Origin of the sequence: Shigella sp. FC1661 (assembly GCF_001712525.1) — a bacterium.
In the GTDB taxonomy this organism is placed as follows: Bacteria; Pseudomonadota; Gammaproteobacteria; order Enterobacterales; family Enterobacteriaceae; genus Escherichia; species Escherichia coli.
In genome coordinates this window covers 1-14810 of sequence record NZ_MDGW01000210.1, presented here as the reverse complement: position 1 = coordinate 14810, position 14810 = coordinate 1, and the positions used below count along the sequence as shown (strand labels likewise).

Below are 14810 nucleotides of genomic sequence, written 5' to 3'. Positions count from 1 at the left end.
TTTGTTACTGATTTGTAAAATTATTTTGCGTCAGCTAAACCATCGAGGTAGCGTTCCGCATCAAGTGCTGCCATGCAGCCTGTACCGGCCGAAGTAATGGCCTGACGATAAATATGATCCATCACGTCACCCGCGGCAAAGACGCCAGGAATGCTGGTCTGGGTGGCATTACCATGAATACCCGACTGTACTTTGATGTAGCCGTTTTCCAGTTCCAGCTGCCCTTCGAAAATGGCAGTATTCGGGCTGTGACCGATAGCAACAAACAGACCGGCAACGTCGAGTGATTCGATGTTATCGCTGTTTTGCGTATCGCGCAGACGAACGCCAGTGACACCCATTTGATCGCCGGTCACTTCTTCCAGCATCCGGTTGGTGTGCAGAATGATGTTGCCGTTCTCCACTTTATCCATCAGACGCTTAATGAGGATTTTTCCGCGCGGAAACCGTCACGGCGGTGAATCAGATGTACTTCCGAAGCGATGTTAGACAGATACAACGCCTCTTCAACCGCGGTATTGCCGCCGCCGATGACCGCAACTTTCTGGTTGCGATAGAAGAAACCGTCGCAGGTTGCACAAGCAGAAACCCCACGGCCTTTAAAGGCTTCTTCAGAGGGCAGGCCGAGATAGCGTGCAGAAGCTCCGGTGGCAATAATCAGCGCGTCGCAAGTGTATTCGCCGTTATCGCCATTCAGACGGAACGGACGGTTTTGCAGATCCACCTTGTTGATATGATCAAAAATGATTTCAGTTTCAAATTTGGTGGCATGTTCGTGCATGCGCTCCATTAATAACGGACCGGTCAGATCGTTTGGATCGCCAGGCCAGTTTTCCACTTCTGTGGTGGTGGTCAGTTGGCCGCCTTTTTCCATGCCGGTAATCAGCACAGGTTGCAGGTTGGCGCGCGCCGCATAGACAGCAGCGGTGTATCCCGCCGGGCCTGAACCCAGGATAAGCAGTTTACTGTGTTTGGTCGTGCCCATGAGATCCCCATAGTTGTTGGCAGACAATGGGCAGGATTGTAGGGAATTTACTGACGTAAAAAAAGAGTATGACGATTTTGTTAACAATTTGTGCAATCGGCAGCATCGATAAGCAGGTCAAATTCTCCCGTCATTATCACCTCTGCTACTTAAATTTCCCGCTTTATAAGCTGATTAAATGATGAATAAACGCCCCTGTTAATGAATATCTGGCATGTTGTACTAAAAATCGATGTTTTGCTTTGACAATCCCCTGGTGTTTTGCGAAAACATTCGAGGAAGAAAAAAAACAGTATTCTTATATGCGCATAACCATGCATGTAAATACCATGTTTACCGTGCTAGTGAAATCTACGTATGGCGTGGACAGACGCCATTCGTGATGTCGATAGCTGCCACAAGGCAACGGTCTTCTCACCGTAGACCCAGGCATTGCGCGCCGTGAATCTTCATGATTTCGGTCTATCGTGACGGGTAGCGACTCTGAACAGTGATGTTTCAGGGTCAGACAGGAGTAGGGAAGGAATACAGAGAGACAATAATAATGGTAGATAGCAAGAAGCGCCCTGGCAAAGATCTCGACCGTATCGATCGTAACATTCTTAATGAGTTGCAAAAGGATGGGCGTATTTCTAACGTCGAGCTTTCTAAACGTGTGGGACTTTCCCCAACGCCGTGCCTTGAGCGTGTGCGTCGGCTGGAAAGACAAGGGTTTATTCAGGGCTATACGGCGCTGCTTAACCCCCATTATCTGGATGCATCACTTCTGGTATTCGTTGAGATTACTCTGAATCGTGGCGCACCGGATGTGTTTGAACAATTCAATACCGCTGTACAAAAACTTGAAGAAATTCAGGAGTGTCATTTAGTATCTGGTGATTTCGACTACCTGTTGAAAACACGCGTGCCGGATATGTCAGCTTACCGTAAGTTGCTGGGGGAAACCCTGCTGCGTCTGCCTGGCGTCAATGACACACGGACATACGTTGTTATGGAAGAAGTCAAGCAGAGTAATCGTCTGGTTATTAAGACGCGCTAACACGGAACAGGTGCAAAATCGGCGTATTTTGATTACACTCCTGTTAATCCATACAGCAACAGTACTGGGGTAACCTGGTACTGTTGTCCGTTTTAGCATCGGGCAGGAAAAGCCTGTAACCTGGAGAGCCTTTCTTGAGCCAGGAATACACTGAAGACAAAGAAGTCACATTGACAAAGTTAAGTAGCGGCCGTCGCCTTCTGGAAGCGTTGCTGATCCTTATTGTCCTGTTTGCCGTCTGGTTGATGGCTGCCTTACTAAGCTTTAACCCTTCGGACCCCAGCTGGTCGCAAACGGCCTGGCATGAACCTATCCATAATTTAGGTGGGATGCCCGGTGCGTGGCTGGCAGATACGCTGTTCTTTATTTTTGGCGTGATGGCTTACACCATTCCCGTCATTATTGTCGGCGGTTGTTGGTTTGCCTGGTGTCATCAGTCCAGTGACGAATACATTGATTATTTTGCCGTTTCGTTACGCATCATTGGCGTTTTGGCGCTCATCCTTACCTCCTGTGGTCTGGCGGCAATCAACGCTGACGATATCTGGTATTTTGCCTCCGGTGGCGTCATTGGCAGCTTACTAAGCACTACGTTACAACCACTGCTACACAGTAGCGGGGGAACTATTGCGCTGCTCTGCGTTTGGGCTGCGGGCCTGACGCTGTTCACCGGTTGGTCATGGGTGACCATTGCTGAAAAACTCGGCGGCTGGATTTTAAACATTCTCACCTTCGCCAGTAATCGTACCCGTCGCGATGATACCTGGGTCGATGAAGATGAATATGAAGATGACGAAGAGTATGAAGATGAAAACCACGGCAAACAGCATGAATCACGCCGTGCCCGTATTCTTCGCGGCGCGCTAGCGCGTCGTAAACGGTTGGCGGAAAAATTCATTAATCCGATGGGGCGGCAAACAGACGCTGCGTTGTTCTCCGGTAAGCGGATGGATGATGAAGAAGAGATTATCTACACTGCACGCGGTGTGGCTGCCGACCCGGACGACGTCCTATTTTCGGGCAATCGTGCAACGCAGCCAGAATATGACGAATACGATCCATTATTAAACGGTGCGCCAATTACCGAACCTGTTGCTGTAGCAGCTGCTGCTACCACGGCGACACAAAGCTGGGCTGCGCCGGTTGAACCTGTGACCCAGACGCCGCCTGTTACTTCTGTTGATGTTCCACCTTCGCAACCTACAGTAGCCTGGCAGCCTGTACCGGGTCCACAAACGGGAGAGCCGGTTATTGCTCCTGCACCGGAAGGTTACCCACAGCAGCCACAATATGCGCAGCCTGCAGTGCAATATAATGAGCCGCTGCAACAACCTTACTACGCTCCTGCGGCGGAACAACCTGTTCAGCAACCGTATTACGCAACTGCGCCGGAACAGCCTGCGCAACAGCCGTATTATGCCCCTGCGCCAGAACAACCGGTGGCAGGTAACGCCTGGCAAGCCGAAGAGCAGCAATCCACTTTTGCTCCACAGTCTACATACCAGACTGAGCAAACTTATCAGCAGCCAGCCGCTCAGGAGCCGTTGTACCAACAGCCGCAACCCGTTGAACAGCAGCCTGTTGTGGAGCCTGAACCCGTTGTAGAAGAGACAAAACCCGCGCGTCCGCCGCTTTACTATTTTGAAGAAGTGGAAGAGAAGCGAGCCCGTGAACGTGAACAACTTGCGGCCTGGTATCAACCGATTCCAGAACCGGTTAAAGAACCAGAACCGATCAAATCTTCGTTGAAAGCGCCTTCTGTTGCAGCAGTACCTCCAGTAGAAGCCGCTGCCGCTGTTTCTCCGCTGGCATCTGGCGTGAAAAAAGCGACACTGGCGACGGGGGCTGCCGCAACCGTTGCCGCGCCAGTCTTCAGTCTGGCAAATAGCGGTGGACCGCGTCCGCAAGTCAAAGAGGGAATTGGCCCGCAGTTGCCACGACCGAAACGTATCCGCGTGCCAACTCGTCGTGAACTGGCGTCTTACGGTATTAAGCTGCCCTCACAGCGTGCGGCGGAAGAGAAAGCCCGTGAAGCCCGGCGCAATCAGTATGATTCTGGCGATCAGTATAACGATGATGAAATCGATGCGATGCAGCAGGATGAACTGGCACGTCAGTTCGCCCAGACACAGCAGCAACGCTATGGCGAACAGTATCAACATGATGTGCCCGTAAACGCAGAAGATGCAGATGCTGCGGCAGAGGCTGAACTGGCTCGTCAGTTGCGCAAACTCAACAACAACGTTATTCCGGCGAACAACCGGCTGGGGCGAATCCGTTCTCGCTGGATGATTTTGAATTTTCGCCAATGAAAGCGTTGCTGGATGATGGTCCACACGAACCGTTGTTTACGCCAATTGTTGAACCTGTACAGCAGCCGCAACAACTGGTTGCACCGCAGCAGCAGTATCAGCAGCCACAACTGCCGGTTGCGCCACAGCAGCAATATCAGCAGCCGCAACAGCCGGTTGCGCCGCAGCAGCAGTATCAGCAGCCACAACAGCAGGTTGCGCCGCAGCCACAATATCAGCAGCCGCAACAACCGGTTGCACCGCAGCAGCAGGATACCCTGCTTCATCCGCTGTTGATGCGTAATGGCGACAGCCGTCCGTTGCATAAACCGACGACGCCGCTGCCTTCTCTGGATTTGCTGACACCGCCGCCGAGCGAAGTGGAGCCGGTAGATACCTTTGCGCTTGAACAAATGGCTCGCCTGGTGGAAGCGCGTCTGGCTGATTTCCGTATTAAAGCCGATGTCGTCAATTACTCTCCGGGGCCGGTTATCACTCGCTTTGAACTTAACCTGGCTCCTGGCGTAAAAGCGGCGCGCATTTCTAACTTGTCACGGGACCTTGCCCGTTCACTTTCGACGGTGGCGGTGCGTGTCGTTGAAGTTATTCCTGGCAAACCCTATGTAGGTCTGGAGTTACCAAATAAAAAACGACAAACCGTTTATCTGCGCGAAGTTTTGGATAACGCTAAATTCCGCGATAATCCGTCGCCATTAACCGTGGTGCTGGGTAAAGATATCGCCGGTGAGCCGGTGGTTGCCGATCTGGCGAAAATGCCGCACTTGTTGGTTGCGGGGACTACCGGTTCCGGTAAATCTGTCGGTGTGAACGCGATGATCCTGAGCATGCTTTATAAAGCACAGCCAGAAGATGTGCGTTTCATCATGATCGACCCGAAAATGCTGGAGCTTTCGGTTTATGAAGGCATTCCGCATCTGTTAACGGAAGTCGTTACTGATATGAAAGATGCCGCCAACGCGCTGCGCTGGTGTGTTAACGAGATGGAGCGTCGTTATAAACTGATGTCTGCGCTGGGTGTGCGTAATCTGGCGGGTTATAACGAAAAAATTGCTGAAGCCGATCGCATGATGCGTCCGATTCCAGACCCGTACTGGAAGCCGGGTGACAGTATGGATGCCCAGCATCCGGTGCTGAAAAAAGAACCATACATTGTGGTGTTGGTTGACGAATTTGCCGACCTGATGATGACGGTAGGTAAAAAAGTGGAAGAGCTGATAGCACGTCTGGCGCAAAAAGCCCGTGCCGCGGGTATCCACCTCGTACTGGCAACTCAGCGTCCATCGGTTGATGTTATTACTGGTCTGATTAAAGCGAATATTCCGACCCGTATCGCCTTTACCGTATCCAGTAAGATTGACTCACGTACCATTCTTGATCAGGCTGGCGCGGAATCACTGCTGGGGATGGGGGATATGCTCTACTCTGGGCCGAACTCCACGTTGCCGGTACGTGTCCATGGTGCTTTTGTTCGCGATCAGGAAGTTCATGCCGTGGTGCAGGACTGGAAAGCGCGTGGTCGCCCACAGTATGTTGATGGCATCACTTCCGACAGTGAAAGCGAAGGTGGCGCGGGCGGTTTCGATGGCGCTGAAGAACTGGATCCGTTGTTCGATCAGGCGGTGCAGTTTGTCACTGAAAAACGCAAAGCGTCAATTTCTGGCGTACAGCGTCAGTTCCGCATTGGTTATAACCGTGCAGCGCGTATTATCGAACAGATGGAAGCGCAGGGGATTGTCAGCGAACAGGGGCACAACGGTAATCGTGAAGTGCTGGCCCCACCGCCGTTTGACTAATTAATGCATTGCCGGATAAGGCGCGGTAGCGTCGCATCCGGCACTCTATCAACTGAAAATTCAGTATTTTCTTTTTTCCTCAAGCTGATTATTAGCCTGGAATAGAGAGTAGAGGGAACTCCCGATCGGGAGTGACGTAATTTGAGGAATAATGATGAAAAAAATTGCCATCACCTGTGCATTACTCTCAAGCTTAGTAGCAAGCAGCGTTTGGGCTGATGCCGCAAGCGATCTGAAAAGCCGCCTGGATAAAGTCAGCAGCTTCCACGCCAGCTTCACACAAAAAGTGACTGACGGTAGCGGCGCGGCGGTGCAGGAAGGTCAGGGCGATCTGTGGGTGAAACGTCCAAACTTATTCAACTGGCATATGACACAACCTGATGAAAGCATTCTGGTTTCTGACGGTAAAACACTGTGGTTCTATAACCCGTTCGTTGAGCAAGCTACGGCAACTTGGCTGAAAGATGCCACCGGTAATACGCCGTTTATGCTGATTGCCCGCAACCAGTCCAGCGACTGGCAGCAGTACAATATCAAACAGAATGGCGATGACTTTGTCCTGACGCCGAAAGCCAGCAATGGCAATCTGAAGCAGTTCACCATTAACGTGGGACGTGATGGCACAATCCATCAGTTTAGCGCGGTGGAGCAGGACGATCAGCGCAGCAGTTATCAACTGAAATCCCAGCAAAATGGGGCTGTGGATGCAGCGAAATTTACCTTCACCCCGCCGCAAGGCGTCACGGTAGATGATCAACGTAAGTAGAGGCACCTGAGTGAGCAATCTGTCGCTCGATTTTTCGGATAATACTTTTCAACCTCTGGCCGCGCGTATGCGGCCAGAAAATTTAGCACAGTATATCGGCCAGCAACATTTGCTGGCTGCGGGGAAGCCGTTGCCGCGCGCTATCGAAGCCGGGCATCTGCATTCTATGATCCTCTGGGGGCCACCGGGTACCGGCAAAACAACTCTCGCTGAAGTGATTGCCCGCTATGCGAACGCTGATGTGGAACGTATTTCTGCCGTCACCTCTGGCGTGAAAGAGATTCGCGAGGCGATCGAGCGCGCCCGGCAAAACCGCAATGCAGGTCGCCGCACTATTCTTTTTGTTGACGAAGTTCACCGTTTCAACAAAAGCCAGCAGGATGCATTTCTGCCACATATTGAAGACGGCACCATCACTTTTATTGGCGCAACCACTGAAAACCCGTCGTTTGAGCTTAATTCGGCACTGCTTTCCCGTGCCCGTGTCTATCTGTTGAAATCCCTGAGTACAGAGGATATTGAGCAAGTACTAACTCAGGCGATGGAAGACAAAACCCGTGGCTATGGTGGTCAGGATATTGTTCTGCCAGATGAAACACGACGCGCCATTGCTGAACTGGTGAATGGCGACGCGCGCCGGGCGTTAAATACGCTGGAAATGATGGCGGATATGGCCGAAGTCGATGATAGCGGTAAGCGGGTCCTGAAGCCTGAATTACTGACCGAAATCGCAGGTGAACGTAGTGCCCGCTTTGATAACAAAGGTGATCGCTTTTACGATCTCATTTCCGCACTGCATAAATCGGTACGTGGTAGCGCACCCGATGCGGCGCTGTACTGGTATGCGCGAATTATTACTGCCGGTGGCGATCCGTTATATGTTGCGCGTCGCTGTCTGGCGATTGCGTCTGAAGATGTGGGTAATGCTGATCCACGAGCGATGCAGGTGGCAATTGCAGCCTGGGATTGCTTTACTCGCGTTGGCCCGGCGGAAGGTGAACGCGCCATTGCTCAGGCGATTGTTTACCTGGCCTGCGCGCCAAAAAGCAACGCTGTCTACACTGCGTTTAAAGCTGCGCTGGCGGATGTTCGCGAACGTCCGGATTATGACGTGCCGGTTCATTTGCGTAATGCGCCGACGAAATTAATGAAGGAAATGGGCTACGGGCAGGAATATCGTTACGCTCATGATGAAGCAAACGCTTATGCTGCCGGTGAGGTTTACTTCCCGCGGGAAATAGCACAAACACGCTATTATTTCCCGACAAACAGGGGCCTTGAAGGCAAGATTGGCGAAAAGCTCGCCTGGCTGGCTGAACAGGATCAAAATAGCCCCATAAAACGCTACCGTTAATGTTATCGTTGCGGTAATGTTGTTACTGTATCCCTGTGGTCGCAGGCTGTGGCCACATCTCCCATTTAATTCGATAAGCACAGGATAAGCATGCTCGATCCCAATCTGCTGCGTAATGAGCCAGACGCAGTCGCTGAAAAACTGGCACGCCGGGGCTTTAAGCTGGATGTAGATAAGCTGGGCGCTCTCGAAGAGCGTCGTAAAGTATTGCAGGTCAAAACGGAAAACCTGCAAGCGGAGCGTAACTCCCGATCGAAATCCATTGGCCAGGCGAAAGCGCGCGGGGAAGATATCGAGTCTTTACGTCTGGAAGTGAACAAACTGGGCGAAGAGCTGGATGCAGCAAAAGCCGAGCTGGATGCTTTACAGGCTGAAATTCGCGATATCGCGCTGACCATCCCTAACCTGCCTGCAGATGAAGTGCCGGTAGGTAAAGACGAAAATGACAACGTTGAAGTCAGCCGCTGGGGTACCCCGCGTGAGTTTGACTTTGAAGTTCGTGACCACGTGACGCTGGGTGAAATGCACTCTGGCCTCGACTTTGCAGCTGCAGTTAAGCTGACTGGTTCCCGCTTTGTGGTAATGAAAGGGCAGATTGCTCGCATGCACCGCGCACTGTCGCAGTTTATGCTGGATCTGCATACCGAACAGCATGGCTACAGTGAGAACTATGTTCCGTACCTGGTTAACCAGGACACGCTGTACGGTACGGGTCAGCTGCCGAAATTTGCTGGCGATCTGTTCCATACTCGTCCGCTGGAAGAAGAAGCAGACACCAGTAACTATGCGCTGATCCCAACGGCAGAAGTTCCGCTGACTAACCTGGTGCGCGGTGAAATCATCGATGAAGATGATCTGCCAATTAAGATGACCGCCCACACCCCATGCTTCCGTTCTGAAGCCGGTTCATATGGTCGTGACACCCGTGGTCTGATCCGTATGCACCAGTTCGACAAAGTTGAAATGGTGCAGATCGTGCGCCCGGAAGACTCAATGGCGGCGCTGGAAGAGATGACTGGTCATGCAGAAAAAGTCCTGCAGCTGCTGGGCCTGCCGTACCGTAAAATCATCCTTTGTACCGGCGACATGGGCTTTGGCGCTTGCAAAACCTATGACCTGGAAGTATGGATCCCGGCACAGAACACCTACCGTGAGATCTCTTCCTGCTCCAACGTTTGGGATTTCCAGGCACGTCGTATGCAGGCACGTTGCCGCAGCAAGTCGGACAAGAAAACCCGTCTGGTTCATACCCTGAACGGTTCTGGTCTGGCTGTTGGTCGTACGCTGGTTGCAGTAATGGAAAACTATCAGCAGGCTGATGGTCGTATTGAAGTACCAGAAGTTCTGCGTCCGTATATGAACGGACTGGAATATATTGGCTAATACCCAATTTTTCTGAATCTAAAAAGCGCCTGCGGGCGCTTTTTTTGTCTCCCTTTGATACCGAACAATAATTACTCCTCACTTACACGTAATACTACTTTCGAGTGAAAATCTACCTATCTCTTTGATTTTCAAATTATTCTATGTATACAAGCCTATATAGCGAGCTGCTATAGAAATAATTACACAATACGGTTTGTTACTGGAATCAATCGTGAGCAAGCTTGAGTGAGCCATTATGAAAACGAAAATCCCTGATGCGGTATTGGCTGCTGAGGTGAGTCGCCGTGGTTTGGTAAAAACGACAGCGATCGGCGGCCTGGCAATGGCCAGCAGCGCATTAACATTACCTTTTAGTCGGATTGCGCATGCTGTCGATAGCGCCATTCCAACAAAATCAGACGAAAAGGTTATCTGGAGCGCCTGTACAGTTAACTGTGGTAGTCGCTGCCCGCTACGTATGCACGTCGTGGACGGTGAAATCAAATATGTCGAAACGGACAATACCGGCGATGACAATTACGACGGCCTGCACTAGGTTCGCGCCTGCCTGCGTGGGCGTTCCATGCGTCGCCGTGTCTACAATCCGGACCGCCTGAAATATCCGATGAAACGAGTCGGGGCGCGCGGTGAAGGCAAATTCGAGCGCATTAGCTGGGAAGAAGCCTACGACATCATCGCGACCAATATGCAGCGCCTGATCAAAGAGTACGGCAACGAGTCTATCTATCTGAACTATGGCACCGGTACGCTGGGCGGCACCATGACCCGCTCCTGGCCGCCGGGAAATACCCTGGTCGCGCGGCTGATGAACTGCTGCGGCGGCTATCTGAACCATTACGGCGACTACTCCTCCGCGCAAATTGCGGAAGGTTTGAACTATACCTACGGCGGCTGGGCAGATGGCAACAGCCCGTCGGATATCGAAAACAGTAAGCTGGTAGTGCTGTTTGGTAATAACCCTGGCGAAACGCGAATGAGTGGCAGTGGGGTGACTTACTATCTTGAACAGGCACGCCAGAAATCTAATGCCCGCATGATCATCATCGATCCGCGCTATACCGACACCGGTGCCGGGCGCGAAGATGAGTGGATCCCTATTCGTCCGGGAACAGATGCCGCACTGGTTAACGGTCTGGCGTACGTCATGATCACTGAAAACCTGGTGGATCAGGCATTCCTCGATAAATATTGCGTTGGCTACGATGAGAAAACCCTGCCAGCCAGTGCGCCGAAAAATGGCCACTATAAAGCTTATATTCTGGGTGAAGGGCCAGATGGCGTGGCTAAAACACCGGAATGGGCCTCACAAATCACCGGTGTTCCGGCAGACAAAATCATCAAACTGGCTCGTGAAATCGGCAGTACCAAACCGGCGTTTATCAGCCAGGGATGGGGCCCGCAGCGTCACGCTAACGGTGAAATCGCAACCCGTGCTATCTCGATGCTGGCGATTCTGACCGGTAACGTTGGTATTAACGGAGGCAACAGCGGCGCGCGTGAAGGTTCATACAGCTTACCGTTTGTCCGTATGCCGACCTTGGAAAACCCGATCCAGACCAGCATTTCGATGTTTATGTGGACCGATGCCATTGAACGTGGCCCGGAAATGACGGCGCTGCGTGATGGTGTACGCGGGAAAGATAAGCTGGATGTGCCGATCAAAATGATCTGGAACTATGCCGGTAACTGCCTGATTAACCAGCATTCTGAAATCAACCGTACCCATGAAATCCTTCAGGATGATAAGAAGTGCGAGCTGATTGTGGTTATCGACTGCCACATGACCTCATCGGCGAAATATGCTGACATCCTGCTGCCTGACTGCACCGCTTCCGAACAGATGGACTTTGCGCTGGATGCATCCTGCGGGAATATGTCTTACGTGATTTTCAACGATCAGGTGATTAAACCGCGCTTTGAATGTAAGACCATCTATGAAATGACCAGCGAACTGGCAAAACGTCTTGGCGTTGAGCAACAGTTTACTGAAGGCCGTACACAGGAAGAGTGGATGCGGCATCTGTATGCCCAGTCGCGGGAAGCGATTCCTGAACTGCCAACGTTTGAAGAGTTCCGCAAGCAGGGGATCTTTAAAAAGCGCGACCCACAAGGGCACCACGTTGCTTATAAAGCTTTCCGTGAAGATCCTCAGGCAAATCCACTGACCACGCCATCGGGCAAAATTGAGATTTATTCGCAGGCGCTGGCTGACATTGCCGCTACCTGGGAATTGCCAGAAGGCGATGTGATCGATCCACTGCCGATCTACACGCCGGGCTTTGAAAGTTATCAGGATCCGTTGAACAAACAGTATCCGCTGCAGCTTACGGGTTTCCACTATAAATCTCGCGTTCACTCAACTTACGGCGACGTTGATGTGCTGAAAGCAGCTTGCCGTCAGGAAATGTGGATCAACCCGCTTGATGCGCAAAAACGCGGTATCAACAACGGCGATAAAGTCAGGATCTTTAACGATCGTGGTGAGGTTCATATTGAGGCGAAAGTGACGCCACGAATGATGCCGGGTGTGGTCGCACTGGGTGAAGGTGCCTGGTATGACCCGGATACAAAACGTGTCGATAAGGGCGGTTGTATCAACGTACTGACCACTCAACGTCCGTCTCCTCTCGCTAAGGGGAATCCGTCACATACAAACCTTGTTCAGGTTGAAAAGGTGTAAGGAGTAACCGATGACAACCCAGTATGGATTTTTTATTGATTCCAGCCGTTGCACCGGTTGCAAAACCTGCGAGCTGGCCTGTAAAGACTACAAAGATTTGACGCCAGAAGTCAGCTTCCGCCGCATTTATGAATATGCTGGCGGCGACTGGCAGGAAGATAACGGTGTCTGGCACCAGAACGTGTTTGCCTACTATCTGTCGATTTCATGTAACCACTGCGAAGATCCGGCTTGTACTAAAGTCTGCCCGAGCGGTGCGATGCATAAACGTGAAGATGGTTTTGTTGTGGTCGATGAAGATGTGTGCATTGGCTGCCGCTACTGCCATATGGCTTGCCCGTATGGCGCACCGCAATATAACGAAACGAAAGGCCATATGACCAAATGCGATGGTTGTTATGACCGTGTTGCGGAGGGTAAAAAGCCGATCTGTGTTGAATCTTGTCCGCTGCGGGCGCTGGATTTCGGCCCTATCGACGAGCTGCGTAAAAAACATGGCGATCTGGCGGCCGTTGCGCCGTTGCCGCGAGCTCACTTTACCAAACCGAATATTGTGATCAAACCCAATGCCAATAGCCGCCCGACCGGGGATACCACTGGCTATCTGGCAAACCCGAAGGAGGTGTGAGATGGGAAGTGGATGGCATGAATGGCCGCTGATGATCTTCACGGTCTTCGGGCAATGTGTAGCAGGTGGTTTTATCGTTCTGGCTTTGGCGCTGCTCAAAGGCGACCTGCGAGCAGAAGCCCAGCAGCGTGTTATCGCCTGCATGTTTGGTTTATGGGTGCTGATGGGCATTGGCTTTATCGCCTCTATGCTCCATCTTGGTTCACCAATGCGCGCTTTTAACTCGCTCAACCGGGTAGGGGCTTCAGCACTCAGTAACGAAATCGCCAGCGGTTCGATCTTTTTTGCCGTAGGCGGCATCGGCTGGTTGCTGGCAATGCTGAAAAAGCTGTCACCGGCATTGCGTACGCTGTGGCTGATAGTGACGATGGTTCTTGGCGTCATCTTTGTCTGGATGATGGTGCGTGTGTATAACAGCATTGATACCGTTCCGACCTGGTACAGCATCTGGACGCCGATGGGCTTCTTCCTGACGATGTTTATGGGCGGCCCGTTACTGGGTTACCTGTTGTTGAGTCTGGCTGGCGTCGATGGCTGGGCGATGCGTCTGCTGCCAGCAATTTCTGTACTGGCACTGGTAGTGAGTGGCGTGGTGTCAGTGATGCAGGGCGCAGAGCTGGCGACTATTCATAGTTCTGTGCAGCAGGCCGCAGCGCTGGTGCCGGACTATGGTGCGCTGATGTCCTGGCGGATCGTGCTTTTGGCCGTTGCCCTGTGCTTGTGGATTGCACCACAGCTAAAAGGTTATCAGCCTGCGGTTCCGCTACTTTCTGTATCATTCATTCTGCTTCTGGCAGGGGAATTAATCGGTCGCGGCGTATTCTATGGTTTGCATATGACCGTGGGGATGGCCGTCGCAAGCTAATCATAACAACCGGGGTTTCGGCCCCGGTTTTCTTTTATTTCTGCTTCGTTAACGTGTCATAACTGGTCATCAAATTACGATAATCAGGAATGTGGTTAGAGAACAACGTCGCCAGTCCTTCAATATCATTATGCCAGTCGCGATGCAGCTCGCACGCCACGCCGAATCATGTCATCAATTGCGCACCAGCTTGCGACATGCGATCCCATGCCGAATGCCGGGTAATTTCATTAAAGGTCCCTGACGCGTCAGTCACGACAAAGACGTCAAACCCTTCTTCAATGGCTGAAAGCGCCGGGAATGCCACGCAAACTTCGGTTACCACACCGGCAATAATTAACTGTTTTTTACCTGTCGCTTTGACAGCTTTTACAAAATCTTCGTTATCCCAGGCGTTAATATTTCCCGGGCGAGCAATGTAAGGTGCATCGGGGAATTGTGCTTTCAGTTCTGGAACTAATGGGCCGTTAGGACCGGTTTCAAAACTGGTGGTAAGAATAGTTGGTAAGTTGAAATACTTAGCCTGGTCACCCAGCGCCAGCACGTTATTTTTAAACTTATCGGGTTCGATATCCCGTACAAGGGAAAGTAAACCAGCCTGGTGATCAACAAGCAAAACGGCAGTAGACTGGCCCCCTGAATCTCCAGACAACCAGTATCACTTAAATAAGTGATAGTCTTAATACTAGTTTTTAGACTAGTCATTGGAGTACAGATGATTGATGTCTTAGGGCCGGAGAAACGCAGACGGCGTACCACACAGGAAAAGATCGCAATTGTTCAGCAGAGCTTTGAACCGGGGATGACGGTCTCCCTCGTTGCCCGGCAACATGGTGTAGCAGCCAGCCAGTTATTTCTCTGGCGTAAGCAATACCAGGAAGGAAGTCTTACTGCTGTGGCCGCCGGAGAACAGGTTGTTCCTGCCTCTGAACTTGCTGCCGCCATGAAGCAGATTAAAGAACTCCAGCGCCTGCTCGGCAAGAAAACGATGGAAAATGAACT

General features: G+C 51.6%; 7 protein-coding genes and 4 pseudogenes. 9 read left to right on the top strand and 2 right to left on the bottom strand.

Going from position 1 to position 14810, the window contains the following annotated elements; translation table 11 throughout:
• Window positions 1–20: 20 nt before the first annotated feature.
• Window positions 21–985: pseudogene (gene trxB, locus BFF42_RS12935) on the bottom strand (thioredoxin-disulfide reductase).
• A 544-nt stretch (window positions 986–1529) separates the two neighbouring features.
• Here trxB and lrp point away from each other — a divergent pair.
• The 8 genes and pseudogenes from lrp (at window position 1530) to dmsC (ending at window position 13808) form a co-directional block, all read left to right on the top strand.
• The gene (gene lrp, locus BFF42_RS12930) at window positions 1530–2024 is read left to right on the top strand and encodes a leucine-responsive transcriptional regulator Lrp (RefSeq protein WP_000228473.1); all 495 of its coding nucleotides are present in this window, start codon (window positions 1530–1532) and stop codon (window positions 2022–2024) included.
• Between the two features lie 134 nt (window positions 2025–2158).
• Window positions 2159–6129, top strand: a pseudogene (gene ftsK / locus BFF42_RS12925) (DNA translocase FtsK).
• A 154-nt stretch (window positions 6130–6283) separates the two neighbouring features.
• Window positions 6284–6895, top strand: coding sequence for an outer membrane lipoprotein periplasmic chaperone LolA (gene lolA / locus BFF42_RS12920; protein WP_001295343.1), 612 nt, complete (start codon window positions 6284–6286; stop codon window positions 6893–6895).
• Between the two features lie 10 nt (window positions 6896–6905).
• The gene (rarA, locus tag BFF42_RS12915; protein WP_000067758.1) at window positions 6906–8249 is read left to right on the top strand and encodes a replication-associated recombination protein RarA; all 1344 of its coding nucleotides are present in this window, start codon (window positions 6906–6908) and stop codon (window positions 8247–8249) included.
• 90 nt (window positions 8250–8339) lie between these two features.
• Window positions 8340–9632 carry a serine--tRNA ligase gene (serS, locus tag BFF42_RS12910; protein WP_000886694.1) on the top strand — a complete coding sequence of 431 codons (1293 nt, stop codon included), beginning with the start codon at window positions 8340–8342 and terminating at the stop codon, window positions 9630–9632.
• A gap of 238 nt (window positions 9633–9870) precedes the next feature.
• Window positions 9871–12315, top strand: a pseudogene (gene dmsA / locus BFF42_RS12905) (dimethylsulfoxide reductase subunit A).
• 10 nt (window positions 12316–12325) lie between these two features.
• Window positions 12326–12943, top strand: a complete 618-nt coding sequence (gene dmsB, locus BFF42_RS12900; RefSeq protein ID WP_000213098.1) for a dimethylsulfoxide reductase iron-sulfur subunit DmsB — start codon at window positions 12326–12328, stop codon at window positions 12941–12943.
• A 1-nt stretch (window position 12944) separates the two neighbouring features.
• Entirely contained in the window at window positions 12945–13808 is an 864-nt protein-coding gene (gene dmsC / locus BFF42_RS12895; protein WP_000534637.1) for a dimethyl sulfoxide reductase anchor subunit DmsC, read from the top strand.
• 34 nt (window positions 13809–13842) lie between these two features.
• Here dmsC and ycaC read toward each other — a convergent pair.
• Window positions 13843–14460 (bottom strand): annotated as a pseudogene (ycaC, locus tag BFF42_RS12890) (isochorismate family cysteine hydrolase YcaC).
• Between the two features lie 63 nt (window positions 14461–14523).
• On the opposite strand from ycaC, the gene BFF42_RS12885 reads away from it, so the two are divergent.
• On the top strand, window positions 14524–14810 hold a 287-nt coding region (locus tag BFF42_RS12885), incomplete at its 3' end, for a transposase (RefSeq protein WP_000567737.1).

Coding starts and splice junctions, on each gene's coding strand:
- lrp (WP_000228473.1), top strand. CDS start 1,530: ATGGTAGATAGCAAGAAGCGCCCTGGCAAAGATCTCGACCGTATCGAT.
- dmsB (WP_000213098.1), top strand. CDS start 12,326: ATGACAACCCAGTATGGATTTTTTATTGATTCCAGCCGTTGCACCGGT.
- lolA (WP_001295343.1), top strand. CDS start 6,284: ATGAAAAAAATTGCCATCACCTGTGCATTACTCTCAAGCTTAGTAGCA.
- serS (WP_000886694.1), top strand. CDS start 8,340: ATGCTCGATCCCAATCTGCTGCGTAATGAGCCAGACGCAGTCGCTGAA.
- dmsC (WP_000534637.1), top strand. CDS start 12,945: ATGGGAAGTGGATGGCATGAATGGCCGCTGATGATCTTCACGGTCTTC.